15 protein-coding genes are annotated in these 15,690 nt (G+C 42.2%); 8 read left to right on the top strand and 7 right to left on the bottom strand.

What is annotated here, in order from left to right; all coding sequences use genetic code 11:
* Nucleotides 1-53 precede the first annotated feature (53 nt).
* A complete protein-coding gene (locus tag CQ839_RS17255; protein ID WP_103669535.1) occupies nucleotides 54-1,535 on the bottom strand; it encodes an MFS transporter in 1,482 nt (493 codons plus the stop codon).
* Nucleotides 1,536-1,673: 138 nt separating this feature from the next.
* On the opposite strand from CQ839_RS17255, the gene CQ839_RS17250 reads away from it, so the two are divergent.
* Entirely contained in the window at nucleotides 1,674-2,234 is a 561-nt protein-coding gene (locus CQ839_RS17250; protein WP_103669534.1) for a thioredoxin domain-containing protein, read from the top strand.
* Nucleotides 2,235-2,306: 72 nt separating this feature from the next.
* Here CQ839_RS17250 and CQ839_RS17245 read toward each other — a convergent pair whose 3' ends face one another.
* The 5 genes from CQ839_RS17245 to CQ839_RS17225 form a co-directional block, all read right to left on the bottom strand.
* Nucleotides 2,307-3,893: a serine hydrolase gene (locus CQ839_RS17245; protein WP_103669533.1), complete on the bottom strand. Its 1,587-nt coding sequence runs from the start codon at nucleotides 3,891-3,893 to the stop codon at nucleotides 2,307-2,309.
* 77 nt (nucleotides 3,894-3,970) lie between these two features.
* Entirely contained in the window at nucleotides 3,971-4,774 is an 804-nt protein-coding gene (locus CQ839_RS17240) for an RNA methyltransferase (RefSeq protein ID WP_103669532.1), read from the bottom strand.
* 4 nt (nucleotides 4,775-4,778) lie between these two features.
* A complete protein-coding gene (locus CQ839_RS17235) occupies nucleotides 4,779-5,315 on the bottom strand; it encodes an HNH endonuclease signature motif containing protein (protein WP_103669562.1) in 537 nt (178 codons plus the stop codon).
* Nucleotides 5,316-5,379: 64 nt separating this feature from the next.
* On the bottom strand, nucleotides 5,380-6,390 hold the full coding sequence (gene dcm / locus CQ839_RS17230) for a DNA (cytosine-5-)-methyltransferase (protein WP_103669531.1): 1,011 nt from the start codon (nucleotides 6,388-6,390) through the stop codon (nucleotides 5,380-5,382).
* A gap of 81 nt (nucleotides 6,391-6,471) precedes the next feature.
* Entirely contained in the window at nucleotides 6,472-7,440 is a 969-nt protein-coding gene (locus CQ839_RS17225) for an aspartate carbamoyltransferase catalytic subunit (RefSeq protein ID WP_103669530.1), read from the bottom strand.
* A gap of 28 nt (nucleotides 7,441-7,468) precedes the next feature.
* Here CQ839_RS17225 and CQ839_RS25745 point away from each other — a divergent pair, with 28 nt between their 5' ends.
* The 6 genes from CQ839_RS25745 (at nucleotide 7,469) to CQ839_RS17200 (ending at nucleotide 11,802) form a co-directional block, all read left to right on the top strand.
* Nucleotides 7,469-7,591: a hypothetical protein gene (locus tag CQ839_RS25745; protein WP_258040773.1), complete on the top strand. Its 123-nt coding sequence runs from the start codon at nucleotides 7,469-7,471 to the stop codon at nucleotides 7,589-7,591.
* A gap of 248 nt (nucleotides 7,592-7,839) precedes the next feature.
* Nucleotides 7,840-8,088, top strand: coding sequence for a 30S ribosomal protein S16 (rpsP, locus tag CQ839_RS17220; RefSeq protein ID WP_094532087.1), 249 nt, complete (start codon nucleotides 7,840-7,842; stop codon nucleotides 8,086-8,088).
* 38 nt (nucleotides 8,089-8,126) lie between these two features.
* Complete coding sequence (locus tag CQ839_RS17215; RefSeq protein ID WP_103669529.1) at nucleotides 8,127-8,504, top strand: KH domain-containing protein; 378 nt, start codon at nucleotides 8,127-8,129, stop codon at nucleotides 8,502-8,504.
* A 69-nt stretch (nucleotides 8,505-8,573) separates the two neighbouring features.
* A complete protein-coding gene (locus CQ839_RS17210) occupies nucleotides 8,574-9,833 on the top strand; it encodes a competence/damage-inducible protein A (RefSeq protein WP_103669528.1) in 1,260 nt (419 codons plus the stop codon).
* A gap of 787 nt (nucleotides 9,834-10,620) precedes the next feature.
* On the top strand, nucleotides 10,621-11,229 hold the full coding sequence (locus tag CQ839_RS17205) for a hypothetical protein (protein WP_103669527.1): 609 nt from the start codon (nucleotides 10,621-10,623) through the stop codon (nucleotides 11,227-11,229).
* A gap of 177 nt (nucleotides 11,230-11,406) precedes the next feature.
* Nucleotides 11,407-11,802, top strand: a complete 396-nt coding sequence (locus CQ839_RS17200) for a hypothetical protein (RefSeq protein ID WP_146048757.1) — start codon at nucleotides 11,407-11,409, stop codon at nucleotides 11,800-11,802.
* A 418-nt stretch (nucleotides 11,803-12,220) separates the two neighbouring features.
* Here the strand turns inward: CQ839_RS17200 and CQ839_RS17195 are convergent, their stop codons facing one another.
* Nucleotides 12,221-13,840, bottom strand: a complete 1,620-nt coding sequence (locus tag CQ839_RS17195; RefSeq protein ID WP_103669525.1) for a radical SAM protein — start codon at nucleotides 13,838-13,840, stop codon at nucleotides 12,221-12,223.
* A 253-nt stretch (nucleotides 13,841-14,093) separates the two neighbouring features.
* Between CQ839_RS17195 and CQ839_RS17190 the strand changes: the two genes are divergently transcribed.
* Nucleotides 14,094-15,518: a WGR domain-containing protein gene (locus tag CQ839_RS17190; RefSeq protein ID WP_103669524.1), complete on the top strand. Its 1,425-nt coding sequence runs from the start codon at nucleotides 14,094-14,096 to the stop codon at nucleotides 15,516-15,518.
* Nucleotides 15,519-15,690 lie beyond the last annotated feature (172 nt).

The following is a 15,690-nucleotide window of genomic DNA, read 5'->3' as shown; positions in this document are numbered from 1 at the left end:
AGCTGAACAACAATAGATTTTGAAAAGTGTTGCTGAGCAACACTTTTCAAAATCTATTGTTGCTCGGTTGGTTGTCTTCTTCTTTCAGCAAGACGCATCAATATCTCTGTATGCACTTCACGAGTAATCGGATAGAAATATGCTAATCCTAAGCCAATAATCAAGGCGATTGTTGGTAAGGGACCGATCGCAATTCTGATCGCAAATAGAGCTGAATCGGGTTGAGTTGGCAAAGGCTGACAAGGTACACTCTCTTGAAATTTTGCCCATGACAGACCAATCCCAAGCAGAAATAAACCACCTGCTAGTCCAAACTTTTGCAGCAGTACCATGAAGGCGTAGAAAATACCCTCGCGGCGCTGACCTGTTTCTAGTTCATCAAGATCCGTCACATCAGGAATCATCGACCAAGGAATGAGATAGGCTGTGGAAACGCCACAACCCGCCATAATCGCGAGGATATACAGCAGCACAACTTGCCCTTCTTGCAAGAAAAACAGTCCTGCTTGCGCAATGATCCAGATTCCTGAACCCATGAAATAGGCAGCTTTTTTGCCAAATCTTTTGCTGATTTCACTCCATACTGGCAACATTAACAGCGCTGTACCTTGAACTGCGATCGTCACGAGAATAAAATCACTCTCCTGCATCTTCATCCAATTCACGACGAAATAGGGAATGATCGAAGCCGTGATCTGTAACGATAGCCATGAGCAGAAGTAAATTCCAATCACGAATAAAAATGGGCGATTGCTGAAGACGATTTTTAATTGCTCCAAGAAGCTTAACTCTTCAGTATCCGCATCAAGGGATTCATTATGGAGTCGATGCCGATCGCTAGCGATCGCTCTTCTTTTAATTCCCCAAACACACCAATAAATCGAGACGCTAGAAACAATTGCGCAGACTGCACCCAGCACAATATATTGCATTCCGCCCGCATTACAACTGCCAGCTTGACGGGCTGGATCTTTAAAGAAGGCAAAGATCAATTGGGCAATAAAGAGAGAAAGAATACTGCCGCCAATCGAAAAGGTAAACCGAAAGGTATTCAGACTAGTCCGTTCGTTGTAATCTTGGGTGATTTCAGGCGTGAGGGCGGTATAGGGAAGGTTAACCGCCGTGAAGAAGGTATTAAACACGATACCTACGATCACGTAATACCAAAAGAGAACCATCTTATCGGTGCTAGGTACTAGCCATTGCGCCAAAAATGACAAGCCAAAAGGAATCGCTGCGTAGATCATCCAAGGCAATCGTCTTCCCATTTTGGATTTGGTGCGATCGCTAAGTACGCCGATAATCGGATCATTAATCGCATCAAAAACTTTGCCAATTAATAACACCAGTCCTGCAAGGGCGGGATCGAGTCCTGCGACATTGGTAAAAAAGAATAATAAAAAGAATGAGAGCAGATTGGTGGTGATCGAAGTACCAAGATCTCCCGCACCATAGGCAAGCTTTTCACTAAAAGTTAGTTTGGCTTGCGTGAGGTCATATTGGGATGAATCAAAGGAATTCTCAGAATTACTCATACCTTAATTGTGTAATTACAGTTTTCAGATAGTAGCGGCACTTCGTGCCGCTACTATCTGTTGGGTTTTAGAATTGCTTTAGCATAGAGCAAACCTTGCTCGGCATAATGGGAATAGTAATTTTCGTAAGTTATCGTTATGAATCCAGAAAATCCAATTAGTCCAACGCCTGCTAGCTCTAATCAATTGCGAAATTTATTAGTAGCGATCGCCGCGATCCTGCTGACTACAGCCCTATTTTTTGGGTTTCAGGCTCAGCAAAGCAGTACATCATTAGATGCTGTTGCAGCAGCGGCGCTCCCTATTGATGAGGCTTTGGCAAATGGTAAGCCTACCACCATCGAGTTTTACGCGGATTGGTGTTCGAGTTGTCAGTCAATGGCGGCGGATAATCTGTCTCTTGAAAAGGAATATCGCGATCGCATGAATTTTGTGATGTTAAATGTGGACAACACGAAATGGTTGCCAGAGGTAACCAAATATCGCGTTGATGGTATTCCCAGATTTATTTTTTTAGATCGCGCTAATCAGTCGATCGGCGATACTACTGGCGCAGTTCCTCGCGCAATTATGGCGGAGAATATCGAAGCGGCGATCGCTCAACAGCCTCTACCTCACAATAGTATTAGTAGCGATCGTACCTCGCCCGTCTCTGAACCTAAAGCCGCAGATATCTCTCAACCACGAGACCATTCATAAAAAAACAGACATGCTTTGCCTAAATAAAGTGAGAGTGCGCCCCTTCGGGGCGCACTCTCACTTTATTTAGGCTTATCGGTTTTGGCGAGTTAACTCGGATGGGTTGTTCAAACTGGGCGATGTACTTGGGGTATTTGTTGGAGACGAATTAGGAGCGGCATTTGGTAGAGGAATAGTAATATTTTCAATAACGCTACTACCATTGTTGCTAGGACTAGCCGACTCTGTAGAATTCGCAGGTGAATTGCTAGGAGCCGAATTACTATTGTTTGCGGGTAATCTGCCACCACCGAGAAAATAGTCATAGGTTGCGCGTGAAACCTGACGGATTAACTCATTGGCTCGTTGATCATTGTCTGGACGCTTGACCATCACTGCGATCGCATAGCGCTTACCATTAGGCATATCAACAATGCCCGCATCTCCAACGGCTGAGCCAATATCCCCCGTTTTATGGATGATTCTTGCCTCTTCGCCAATACCCTTGGGCAATAGAGTATTTGTAATTGGGCGGCGCATGATATCCATGAAGCGATCGCGACTGCGTGGCTCGATCAATTTACCTTTATCCAGCATCGCTAATAGCGACACCATATCTTGAGTGCTAATTGTATTTGTGCCTTCTAGATCTGGCAGTTGGTTATTCACCACTACGTTATTTAGTCCCCAAGATTTAAAGCGTTGATTAAGAGCGGAAAACCCACCTAGACGTTTGATGATCATGTTGGTCGCAGTGTTATCACTGATCACAATCATTTGTGTTGCCACTTCAAGAGCCGAGATTTTTGTGCCTGTTGGTAAAAATTGGAAATCACCTGCTTCCCCGACCTTGACATCGGCAGTGATCTCTAGCTGCTCATCAAGCTTGATTTTCCCAGCATCCACATCTTGAAAAAAAGCAACCAAAATTGGGGCTTTAATTGTACTAGCCGCTGCGATCGGCTGATTTGCTCCAATTTGAGCATATGCACCAGAGTCGAGATCAACCACCATCATTTGCATAGAAAGATCTTTTTCTTTAGTTGCTAAGTCTTTAACCTTACTCAGCAATGGCGTTGCCTCAGTTTTAAGATCAAGGGGAATAGGATCTTGAGATTTATTTGGATCATCTTTGACTACCAATTCTGTCGCAGTAGTCTTTGCGGCAATAGATTGCTGATTTTGCCAGAAAGAGATAGCTGTCCCAGCGATCACGCTTAGTCCAATGCCTGCGATCGCGAGACGCAAGAATTGCCACCCAAGAGACTTGATAGGTGACTTGATCGGGATCGCCCGATTATTGCTCCCATTCGCTTTTTTGCGTGGTCTTAATTCAGTTTTATTGTCAGAGCGATCGAGTCGTTGCTCTGTACGAGCTTCGACAAATCCTTGACGGTTGGGCAATGGCTTTATCTTATTTTCAGGTCGCCCTTCATAATTACGATCTGAACGATTGTTAAATCGATTGTCTATGATTGGTTCAGGCGATCGCATTGGTTCGGGTGTTCGCATTGATTCAGGCGATCGCCCAAGACGACTTTTGGATTCAGAATTAATTGGTCTAAGAACAGAGTCACTATTGCTTGTCACAGCCTTGGCGCGACGCTCACGCAACTTATTTAAACGCGCTTCTCGACTTTTTTCGGTAGCGTCAGGCGATGAAAAGTTTCTGGGTTCCACTGCTATTTATAACTCCGATACAAAAATGTCTCTACATATCTATTTTCAAATGATTTACTTCGTAAATCATTTGAAAGTTAATCAAGATGAGCCGTAGCCCAATTAACTTGGCGCAAAATTCCCCGCAGCATGGCAACTTCTGATGGACTCAGATTTGCTCGATCAAAGATGTGCCGAAACTTTCGCAATCGATGAACGGCGGTATGCGGATAAACATAGCCGATCTTCAGTAATACTGCTTCAAGTTGCTGATAGCAAGCTTCTAGGTCTGCGCGTGTAGCAAGGTCTATGGGTGCTGACTCTATCAAATCTTGCGCGATTTGGCTAGTCAAATTTTCATGACATTGGGAATTTTCCCTAATACTTTCTTGCATCAGTTGCAGTTGGTAGCAACAGATACCAACTGCCTGTGCCAAATTTAGTGAAGGATATTCAGGATTGACGGGAATTCGCATCACTTGCTGGCAATGCTGGATTTCGGCATTGCTTAAGCCACGATCCTCTGCACCAAAGACGATCGCACTAGTTTCGGCTTGCATTAACCAAGTCAAACCTTTATGGGGATCAGTCACTTTCATCTCACCTTTGTCGATGCGCCCTGCGGTGGCGATCGCTCGATGGCAGCCAACTAATGCATCTGGCACACTATCAACAATCCTTGCATTTTCTAAAATTTCTGGGGCATGGACTGCCATGTGTTGTGCTTCATCACTAAAGCGATCGCATTGCGGATTCACCAACCACAACTCCGCCAACCCAAAGTTTTTCATCACCCTTGCCACTGAGCCAAGGTTTCGTGCCCCCGCAGTCTCGACTAACACAATTCTGATATTTGATGTGGTATTTGGCATATGGCGATCGTAAATCAGTTTTTGCGCCATAACACTATTTTTCCCATTCGATATGTCCGTTAATATTAAAATCCTCAAAAGTCTGGAGAATTTCTATACAAAATTTCTGTAGTTCCAGATTCCCCTCTTTCTTAGAAAGCTCATACAAGCGAATAAACATCTTTTTTCCTGTCTCAGTTTGCTTAAGATTTTTCTTGAGGAAATTATGCTGGCTACACAAAGTTTGACCGTTTTCAATTGTAGCTAAACCTCCCATATCTTTTGGTTTAATATGATCAACGTGCAATTCTGCACCATTCTCTCGACCAGCGCCACAAATTACACACTTATAACCATCACGCTTCAAAATTTCATTTTTCTGCGTGATCGTAAAATCTGCTTGGCGTTTATTTTGGGCATATTTAGGATCGTACTTATAAACTCCTTTTGCTATTTTTTGAAGAAACCCTTTTTGGTATAAAGATCTAATCCCTCTGTCAGGGTCTCTAAATATTTTCCCAGTACGCTCTAGATATTTTGAATTCACCCAATCAACAACATCCTTAGTATGTATTTCAACATCAGGATACATTTCAAAATATTCTTTAATGATATTAAGTTGAACCGTGCTTTTTTCTGTGGGTTCTTGATGAATATCAGACACTGATTAATCTCCCTTGTTTGACTAACTCTTCTTTATTAACGGCTGTATATTTTGCTAAACAATTAATTAAACTTTTAGCAACTTCATATACAACAGGCACTACAACTGAGTTGCCAAACTGTCTATACATTTGTGTTCTTGAAACAGGAATAATAAAACTCTGGGGATATCCCATAATTGCTTTACATTCATTTTCACTAAGCAATCTAATCCCAGTTTCTCCGTCTTTAACAAAAGTACCAGTTAGTCTCTGAATCTTATGATAAGTAGAACACAAGGTTTTTACCTGAATCTTAGATTTTTTGTCAATTAACTCTGGTCTACCATCATCGAGTTTAAACAAATATGAATTTTGCAAATGTTTGGATATTGAATAGCCGCTTACATTTTCTTCTACATAAGAGCCAATAAATTTTTTATTCGGAATAGATACTGGAAAACTAAAGTTAGGAATATCGGCAGAAATATCTTCAGATATTCCCACTATAAATATTCTTTTCCGTATTTGTGGTACGCCATAATCTTTTGCATCTAAAACGCACCAAAAAACATGGTATCTAACATCAGATTTACATAGAAAAAGATATTGTCCATTTACAGATATAGATAAAGTTTCTAATATAATACTTAAAGTTTTTCCACCATCATGAGTTACTAAACCCTCAACATTTTCTAAAATAAAAGCCTTAGGATTTTTCTCTTTTATAATCTTCACCACATCATAAAATAAAGTTCCTTGTGTAGGATGTTCAAAGCCTTCACGTTTGCCAATTGAACTAAATGGTTGGCATGGAAACCCAGCCGTTAAGATGTCAATATCTGGGATTGTAGATGGATGAATTTTAGTAATATCTCCATGAGGTGTTTCACCAAAATTAGCTGCATAAGTTATTTGTGCATATTTATCCCACTCAGAAGAAAACACACATTTGCCATTAAGATTTTCTAGGGCAATTCTAAATCCCCCAATCCCAGCAAACAAATCTGCAAAAACAAAGCTCATTTTTATCTCTATATTTCTGATGTTGATGCGTTACACTAACGCATCCTACAAATAATAAGAATTCCTACTTGTTGCAAGAATTTAAATTGCTGTGCCAAGTAAATACAATAAGCTCATCCTAATGGCGACTCCATTAGTTACCTGTTTATCGATCAGACTCAAGCGCGGATCGTCCATTAAGTCAGAGCTAATCTCTACACCACGATTAACGGGGCCAGGGTGCAAAACTTGGACATTGGGTGCACATTTGGCTAGGCGATCGCGAGTTATGCCATACCTTGCATGATATTCTCTCAAACTGGGAATTAAGAATTGCCCCATGCGCTCCATTTGCAATCGCAACGTCATCACAAAGTCCGCATCCTCAAGAGCTGGCTCAAGGGAATAATGAATTTTTGCGCCATATTCGGCAAATTCTGGTGGCAATAATGTTGGTGGTGCGGCGAGATGTACATCTGCGCCATTTGTAAGCAAACTCCAGAGATTCGATCGCGCTACCCGTGAATGCAAAATATCGCCAACGATCGCGACTTTTTTGCCCTTGAGATCTTTTGCCGTGGGAGCCTTGGGATTGAGATACATGCAGAGGGTTAACAGATCGAGCAATGCTTGAGATGGATGTTCATGCTTGCCATCACCAGCATTGAGAATTGCCACTTTGCCACTGAGGGCATCCATATCGCGGGCGATCGCTAAAGGTACACCCGCCGATTGATGGCGAATCACCATAATGTCCGTACCCATCGCCAAAAAAGTTCTTGCTGTATCGAGGATTGTTTCGCCCTTGGTGAGTGCCGATGTTCCTGGAGCAAAATTTAAGGTGTCGGCAGAGAGTCGCTTGGCGGCAAGCTCAAAACTATTGCGAGTACGAGTCGAGGATTCAAAAAACAAATTGGCGACAACTTTGCTCTGCAAGGTTGGCACTTTTTTATTGCGGCGTGATAAAACTTCTAAGAAGCTAACGGCAGTTTGTAAGACCGTTTCATAATCGTTCGGCGTAAAATCGGCTAGCGAGATCACATGTCGTCGCTGCCAAGTAAGTTCAGTCATGATGCTTTAAAGCTAGGAGATAAGAGATATGCCCGAAAGTACGCCGATGGGGGCTGGGGCAACCATGTCGTCTGGCAAGAAAGCGCGAGAGCTAACCAATACTAGAGTAAACAAAAAGATTGCAAAGATGATGAACGGTGCAATGTATTGACGAAAAAATGGCACGGTTTTAAATCATAGATGACAATCATATTATCTACGATTTAAACCCTAAGTAGCTAGGCTCAATTAAATATAAGATCCCAAAATCTGTACCGCCTGCTGCACGGGCGGTACAGATTTTGACTCTAGTTTTTTAATTATGCTGAGGTACTTAAAATAATGCTATATTAATAAGCCTGCTAAAATATCCAAATAGTATTGAACTAGATCAAACCCAGAAACTAGAGCCATAAACCCATGATGAAGTTGAGATTAAAGCGATTTGGCAAGAAATTTGAAGCCAGCTATCGCATCGTTGCCGTAAACAGCACCAGCCGCCGCGATGGTCGTCCTCTTGCTGAACTCGGTTTCTATAACCCACGCACCAAAGAAACCCAACTGGATGTACCTGCGATCGTTCTTCGCATCAAGCAAGGCGCTCAACCTACTGACACAGTACGTCGCATCCTCGAAAAAGCAAAAGTATTCGATCTCGTTACTGCTTAATTTTTGAATTAATTCTAAATTCGTGCAAATCTAAACTTGTGCCAGACTATAACGCCTTAATTAGTTTTTTGCTGAAGCCATTATTAGCTCATCCAGACGCGCTGCGGGTAGATTTTGAGTCAAATAGCAAAAGCGATCGCGTCTGGATCAGAGTTGCTTTCGATCCAGAAGATCGGGGGCGAATTTTTGGTAAAGGGGGACGGACGATTCAAGCAGTTCGGACTGTGGTGATGACTGCCGCTGAAGAAGCTGGACATAGCGCCAGATTTGAAGTTTTTGACCCAACCCCTAACTCAAATTCTGACGATTATCAAGACCGAAATGCAGAGTATTCAGATCCCGAACGACAACAAGTACAAGTTGAGCGTCCTCGAATCAATGTCGAAAAACCGAAGCGGCGTGAAATCAATAACTAAAATCAATAACTAAAATAAAAGGGGTGCGTTGCACCCCTTTTATTTGTATAAAACTGAGAGAGTAAGCATATGAATGTTGGCGCGGAGATCCTTTGCATTGGCACAGAATTATTGTTGGGCGAAATTCTCAATAGTAATGCTCAGTATTTAGCGCAGCAACTTGCCTTGTTGGGAGTGCCACATTTTTATCAAACCGTTGTTGGTGACAACCCCGATCGCATTCACCAAGCTTTAGAAATTGCGGCGAGTCGCTCTAACTTGATTATTACCACTGGTGGACTTGGTCCTACACCCGATGATTTGACAACTGAGGCGATCGCTAATTTTTTCAACACACCCCTCGAAGAACGTCCCGAAATTTGGGAGCGCATCCAGCAGATGGCGGCGCAAACTGGACGGACTCTCACACCTAATAATCGCAAACAAGCGCTACTACCTAAGGGTGCAGAAATACTACATAATCCCGTTGGGACTGCCCCAGGGATGATCTGGGAACCGCAGCCCAATTTATTGATCCTGACTTTTCCTGGTGTGCCTAGCGAGATGCATCCCATGTGGGAGCAGACTGCTGCGCCATTGCTGCAATCCCGAAACTATGGACAAGGTACTTTTCATTCTAAGGTTTTGCTGTACTGGGGCATAGCTGAATCTGCTCTTGCAACGAAGGTTAACCACTTCTTTGATCTTAAGAATCCTACTGTTGCGCCTTATGCCAATTACGGACAAGCAAGACTACGAATTACTGCAAGGGCTAATACTCAAGAAGAGGCGATCGCCTTAATTGCTCCTGTCGAAGCCGAGATTCGTGAACTCACGGGTGAGTTTTGCTATGGCACTGATGAGGATACCCTTGCGAGTGTTGCTGGTAGCCTCTTACAAGGGTGTGGGCAAACTCTTACAGTTGCTGAATCTTGCACAGGCGGATGGTTAGGTGAAGCTTTAACCGAGGTTTCAGGCAGTTCTAGTTATTTCCTTGGTGGTGTAATTAGTTATAGCAATGATGTCAAAGTTGATTTACTTAATGTCGATCGCCAAGTTCTTGATCAGCATGGGGCGGTTAGTGCGATCGTGGCTGAACAAATGGCGATCGGGATCAAAGCAAAACTCAAGTCTGATTGGGGGATTAGTATTACAGGGATCGCGGGACCAACTGGTGGCACGGAGACCAAACCTGTGGGCTTAATTTATGTTGGGATCGCGCATCCAGATGGCAAAGTCGAGGCGATCGAGTTGCGTTTTAGTCCCTCTAGAGGAAGAAATTGGATTAGAAAGGCAACTGTAATGTCAGCTTTAGATTTGTTTAGGAAAAGATTTGTTATGATTAAGTAAATAAACCTAGACGATGATAGGGAGCCAATTATAGTGAAAGCGATCAAGAAAGCACTGAAAGAGATCGGCGAAATTCTAAATCGCGTTCTAGAATCCCTTTTGGGACAAAATCAGCCCCAACCTGAGTTGATTCCTATACCAGTAAGAAATAACTCTCGGCGCGTTAGTCGCTATTAAGGTTATAAGACTCGCTTTGCGGGTCTTATATTTTGTGGGGGGGACGTTTGACGATTTACCTAAAATAAAAGGGGTAGTGCAAAGCACTACCCCTTTTATTTTAGGTAAATCAAGTTTTGGTTACATGCAGTAAAGAGATTGTTGGGGCGATCGCAACCAAAGCCAAAGAGTAAAACAATCTCTCTAACTAAGTCTGGGATCAGATCTAAAAATTTGCGTGGTTGTGGCTCAACTTGCGTATTTTTGTATTGAGTGGTTCAGGTTTATATAGCTAAATAATGCATGAGTATTTCTGTCAAATACACCGATTTAGATGATTAGACAGAAATTTTCCTTCAAACACGTAGTTATACCAAACCGATATGCCCGTCAAAGCGATCCGTTTCGAGCAAAGATTAGGCAGTAAAAAGTAGTCCGCTTCGTTGATGAGTTCCGAGAAGTTATTTGCGATCTCAAAGACAAATAATTGTTAAGCGATCGTGGTATAACACATCATTGGAGCGAACAAAAGCGTAGTATTTTCGTAGATAGCGAAAGATATCTTGCCGCTCAATTCAGCCGTTAGACTGTTCAGATCCCAAGTATTTCAAGAGAAAAATAGTCTTAGCATATGATTTGGGAGTCTCGTGACTGGAAAGAAGATCTGTTGAAGACAGCCTTAAAGTTGTCTAAGCGCATTCATCAAAAACGATGGACAGAACGGTCTTTTTTTCTATTTGAGAAAGAGATATTTTTTGCTTTCTACTCAATACGAAAACTTATTGAAGCTAAAAAGTTGTCAGACTATGTAATAGAGGCAAAGATATCGCTTCAGGCTTTTAAATCTATGGGGCTACCTGTGACGCGATTTAATCGAGACGGGATTAATGAACTCTATGATCTTCAAAATCCGTCAAGCGAGTCAATTAAGCTTAAAGATATTTGTAATCAATTCATCCACAGCTACATCTTTGTGCCGTGCTTCGGGGAGTCTAATGAACTGGATGGAATTATATTTTGTTCAGACCATACCCGAAAACACAGAGTATTCAAACTTGCGATTGCTGACTTGATTGAAGCACTTAAAATGGTAGGTTCAGACTATCCTTCTTCAGGACACTACGTCTTCGATGAAAAGTTAGGTGATTATCAGGTTGTGAATTTATCTAGAGATGATCCTGATTTTGATGCTAAGGTTCGCACACTATTATCTAAAGAAATTTGTGAAAATAACGGGTAAGCGGTCTAACTATTCGCTTGGATCGGACTGTTGAAATATCTTGGTATATTGCTAAGATTGTTTACAGCCACTCAAGCGAGCCTTTAGCCTCTGGCATATATACCTGCAAGGACTGAGGCGTTTAAAAATTACAAGGTCTATAGTTTTAACTTTTGAGGCACTGTCAAAAAAATGAAAATGGATGCTCTTGAAAACTTTTTGCCAATATTTCTTGTTATATGGGCATTTTTTAAACCTGCGACAGAAACTACTAAGTATTTGAATGAGATGAGAGATAAAATTCTCGATACTAAGTTGACTTATACTCTTGAAAACAAGGCATTAATTCTTGAAGACTGGAAAGGTATTTTCATAGCTGACATTCTATATTATTTTTTTATATTGTTATTAACTCTTCTTCTTAGTTGGAATTTCTCAACTAAGATCCCAAATGAGCTATTTCCTATGTTTCTTTGTTTATTTCTCTCATTTATCTCAATTATTCGAATTATTAGATTTTTGCAGGTTGGTTGGTATAAAGAGCGGGTTGCATTAGAAAAGTATCTTAAAGAAGAAAAACGCAATCTTCTATAATTCCTTGTTTGCTCTATGTTGGGGAATATGAGTGCGCTCACTGTTTTACTATTTATGATTGAAAAGGGGCTATCGCAAAGCTAAGGCACTGGTCAGATAAAGCGTGACAACATATTTGCGTCTTTTTTGTATCCATGAAATGGGCATTTCAGCACCCATCCTTCATTAACTGACCAGTGCCAAGGTAAGCATATAGCATCTATTCTCTACTTAAGTCCCGAACATGGATGTGCGATCCCAAGAGATAAACAATTGGCAAGTTATTAATGCATAATACATCATTGGAGCGGACAATATTGAGATATTGAAGTGTTGAATAGGGGGCGATCGCTTGCCGCTCAATTTAGCCGTTAGACATTAACTGAAGGCATGAGAAAAGTTTTCTTTATCTGTTTGGCAGTCATTCGCTTTTTGGTTATTAAAAAGCTAGAGAAGTTTTGCGATGTTTAATTAATGTCTCTACGGGCAAAGCGCTGCGAAGATGTTGCCAAGGTAGAACTTGATTAACATCCCAATCTTCATGGACATACCAAGCTAGAGGCGGTAACTGTCCACGCAATTCCTTAAAAGCACGTTTATAGGAACCATCACTAGGAACATCGCCATCACTATAGCTACAAGCTAGACGCAATAACTTGGTTAGACGGCGATCGCCTCTGGAAATTAGCCCTTGCACAATCGAATCTTTATAACTTTCAGGGCGAAAATCAATTCCTTTAGGTAATAGTTTTTTGCGGAAATACTGCATTTTCTTTTCGGCAGTAGTGCTGATGCCCTGCCATTGCCAAGGCGTATGAGACTTAGGTACAAACGTACTGCAACCAAAAGTGAGCTTCAGCTTTGGCGCGATTTTACGAAGAGAAATTAGCATCTCGATCGTTTGGTCGATATCGTCATCATTTTCCATCGGTACGCCTGCCATGCCATAGAGTTTTAACGATTTCAATCCACCAGCTTGAGCATTGACCGCCGCTTGCTTGATTTCATCATTATGCAATTTCTTATTGATGATTTCGCGCAAACGTTCAGAGCCACTCTCGATCGCAATGGTGACAGAGCGACTATCACGAGTAGAGAGGATTCGGGCTAATTTTTCCGTTAGGGTATTGGTGCGGACTGAGGCAAGGCTGAGCCGCACATCATCAAACTGAGGCTGGGCGAGATGATCGAGCAATGTATCAAATTCAGGATGTTGGGTAATTGATGCACCAAGTAAGCCTAGGCGTTTAGTTACCTCTAATCCTTTTGCGATCGCAGGTATCAGACTTGACTCTAAACTAGCGGTTCTAAAGGGAAGTGTTAAATAACTTGCTAAACAGAAGCGACACATCTCAGGACAGCTTCGTACCACTTCCACCATAAAGATACTTTCCCATGCGGCTTTCTCTGTAACCACTGTAGAGGCAGAGAGAGTGTTCCCTTTGTAGGTTTGTTTATGGATTGTGGCAGGAATTTCAGAATCTATGGGTTGAATTGAAGCGATCGCACCATCATCGGATTCGTAGGTTACTTCATACAATAACGGAACGTAAATTCCATCTAATTTTGCCAAATGGCGCAATTTTACTTCGCGACTAGCATGGCGAACTTCGTGATAAGCATTTAAGAAGTTCCCAATTAATTCTTCACCATCGCCAAGTAGCACAATATCAAACCATGCTGCGAATGGTTCTGGATTGGCGGTGAGAACTGGGCCTCCTCCAAATATTAATGGATGCTCATCATTGCGATCGCAGGTATCGATGGGAATATCAAATTTTTTTAAAGCGGCAAGAATATTGACATAATCTAGTTCCCATGAAAACGAAAATCCTAATATTTCAATCTTCCGTGGTAAGTCCTCATGGGCATCGGTAAACCATCGGCTCACGTTGATCTGCGATCGCGTGGCTAAATTTGCCCAAACGCCTTGATAGCCTAAGCTCGTAATTCCCACGGTGTAGGTATTGGGAAAAGCAAAGACAATATTTACTGCATCGTGATCTGGTGTGGCTGGGTCAAAGAGTAAATGTTCGGACTGAAAGTAGGATTGGTTCAACGTTTCGGGAATATATCGCAATATCGCTATTATGCCATATCTAAATGGACTCAAAACGAAGCAGAGAGGTGTGCCGCACCTCTCTGCTTCAACTCTTTGGTAGGGTGTGTTAGCGATAGCGTAACGCACCTGCGGTTATTGGGTGCGTTACGCTGACGCTAACACACCCTACGAGCTAAGAGTTACGAGCAATTTGGGGTTTCCCCGACAGGCTGCTAGAGTTATATTTTATGAAACTGCCAATGGATTTCTTATGTCAGAACAAACAACAACATATTTAGAGCTATCGGAAGGAGATAGTGGTTCTCACAAGTTTTATGAAGTAATTGTGAATAATACAAATGTGTCGATTCGCTATGGTCGGATTGGCGATCGCGGACAAACCAAAGTCTCTGCCTTTGATACACCTGAGAAAGCTCTGGCTGATGCCACCAAAAAAATCAACGAAAAGAAGCGTAAAGGTTATGCCCTAGCTGTAATGGGCAAGCGCCAGAAAAGATCTGTTACTCGCCGACAAATTACCAGTACCAAATCATCCTCTAAACAGTCGCCAGTCATCTGGAAGTTTGCCACTGGAGCATCTGCCTTTGGTGTCTCTGTCGATGAAATGGGTTACTGGGTTGGTAATCAAGATGGGCGGATCTATACTCTCACTCACGATGGTCAAGTTACGAATCAGTTCAAACTACCTGATGGCGTAAAGTGTATTGTTAGCGATCGCGATTGGCTATATGCAGGATGTGATGACGGTAAGGTCTATGACTTGGGTGGAAAAGTGCCGCGTGTTGCCTATGAGATTGCACGGGATGTTGATATTTTTTGGCTAGATATTAGCGATGGCATTTTAGGGGTGTCAGATCGAGATGGTGGTATTACCACCATCAATCATGAGGATGAATCGAAATGGACAAAACGTAGCAGTGGCACTGCTGGCTGGATGGTGCGTTGCGATGAGATTGGCATCTATCACGGGCATAGTCAAGGCGTAACGATGTATGACTGGGAAGATGGACAAGTGATCTGGAATCAGCCCACCCAAGGCGATGTCCTATTCGGTTGGCAAGAGGAGTCCATGATTTATGTTGGTACTTATAACAAGTTAGTCCAAAGTTTCACCAAAAAAGGTGAAATCGGCACTGCCTATCAATGTGATGCTGCCATCTATTCCTGTGCGACCGCAGGCGATGGTGAGTATGTATTTGCTGGTGATAACTGTTCTTCGATCTATTGTTTCAACCGTGATGGCGATCGCCTCTGGAAATTGGGAACTGGTTGCGGCTCTGCTTATTCGATGCAGTTCTTTAATGGGAGGTTATACATCGTCACAACTGACGGCTCTTTTGCTTGTATTGATGCTAGTGAAACCGCAATTCAAGCTGCTCAAGCAGGAACATTCACTCAAGCCGTTAATATCAAGTCTCCGAAATTAGAGGATATTTTACCATCTACGACATTGGAAACTACTTCAGATAGTAGCCGTGGTGTATTGTTAGAATGTTTCCAAGAAGGAAGCAAGTTGAGAATTCGCGTTATCTCTGATGGCTATGACCAGACTTGGAAGGTGCAATTCCCCAAAGACATTCGCGAAGCAGGCGCACGTTATCTCGTTGACGAAATTCGCGAATCTTCCAATGGTAGTTTTTATCGTACCTTTGGAGATATTAGAAAGTTAGTTTAGAACTTTCTAATATCCATTAAATTAGCCCTGCACTCAAGTGCAGGCTAAAAGCTCAAACCCTTTGGAACGGGTTAATTTAGAGTATTCTATAGTCCACTTCAGTGGACTTGAGCTTTTAGCCAAGAACTTGAGTTCTTGGTTTATTTGTGTATGCCCTATTTAAAATAGATAA

This window comes from Pseudanabaena sp. BC1403 (genome assembly GCF_002914585.1).
Classification (GTDB): domain Bacteria; phylum Cyanobacteriota; class Cyanobacteriia; order Pseudanabaenales; family Pseudanabaenaceae; genus Pseudanabaena.
The sequence above is the reverse complement of the archived record's forward strand: the minus strand, read 5'-3'. Positions and strand labels throughout refer to the sequence as shown.

What these genes read in the sequence shown, in the direction of transcription:
- CQ839_RS17250 (WP_103669534.1), top strand. Translation starts at nt 1,674, where the DNA reads ATGAATCCAGAAAATCCAATTAGTCCAACGCCTGCTAGCTCTAATCAA.
- CQ839_RS17205 (WP_103669527.1), top strand. Translation starts at nt 10,621, where the DNA reads ATGATTTGGGAGTCTCGTGACTGGAAAGAAGATCTGTTGAAGACAGCC.
- CQ839_RS17210 (WP_103669528.1), top strand. Translation starts at nt 8,574, where the DNA reads ATGAATGTTGGCGCGGAGATCCTTTGCATTGGCACAGAATTATTGTTG.
- CQ839_RS17255 (WP_103669535.1), bottom strand. Translation starts at nt 1,535, where the DNA reads ATGAGTAATTCTGAGAATTCCTTTGATTCATCCCAATATGACCTCACG.
- rpsP (WP_094532087.1), top strand. Translation starts at nt 7,840, where the DNA reads ATGATGAAGTTGAGATTAAAGCGATTTGGCAAGAAATTTGAAGCCAGC.
- CQ839_RS17200 (WP_146048757.1), top strand. Translation starts at nt 11,407, where the DNA reads ATGGATGCTCTTGAAAACTTTTTGCCAATATTTCTTGTTATATGGGCA.
- CQ839_RS17225 (WP_103669530.1), bottom strand. Translation starts at nt 7,440, where the DNA reads ATGACTGAACTTACTTGGCAGCGACGACATGTGATCTCGCTAGCCGAT.
- CQ839_RS25745 (WP_258040773.1), top strand. Translation starts at nt 7,469, where the DNA reads ATGCCCGAAAGTACGCCGATGGGGGCTGGGGCAACCATGTCGTCTGGC.
- CQ839_RS17240 (WP_103669532.1), bottom strand. Translation starts at nt 4,774, where the DNA reads ATGGCGCAAAAACTGATTTACGATCGCCATATGCCAAATACCACATCA.
- CQ839_RS17190 (WP_103669524.1), top strand. Translation starts at nt 14,094, where the DNA reads ATGTCAGAACAAACAACAACATATTTAGAGCTATCGGAAGGAGATAGT.
- dcm (WP_103669531.1), bottom strand. Translation starts at nt 6,390, where the DNA reads ATGAGCTTTGTTTTTGCAGATTTGTTTGCTGGGATTGGGGGATTTAGA.
- CQ839_RS17235 (WP_103669562.1), bottom strand. Translation starts at nt 5,315, where the DNA reads ATGTATCCTGATGTTGAAATACATACTAAGGATGTTGTTGATTGGGTG.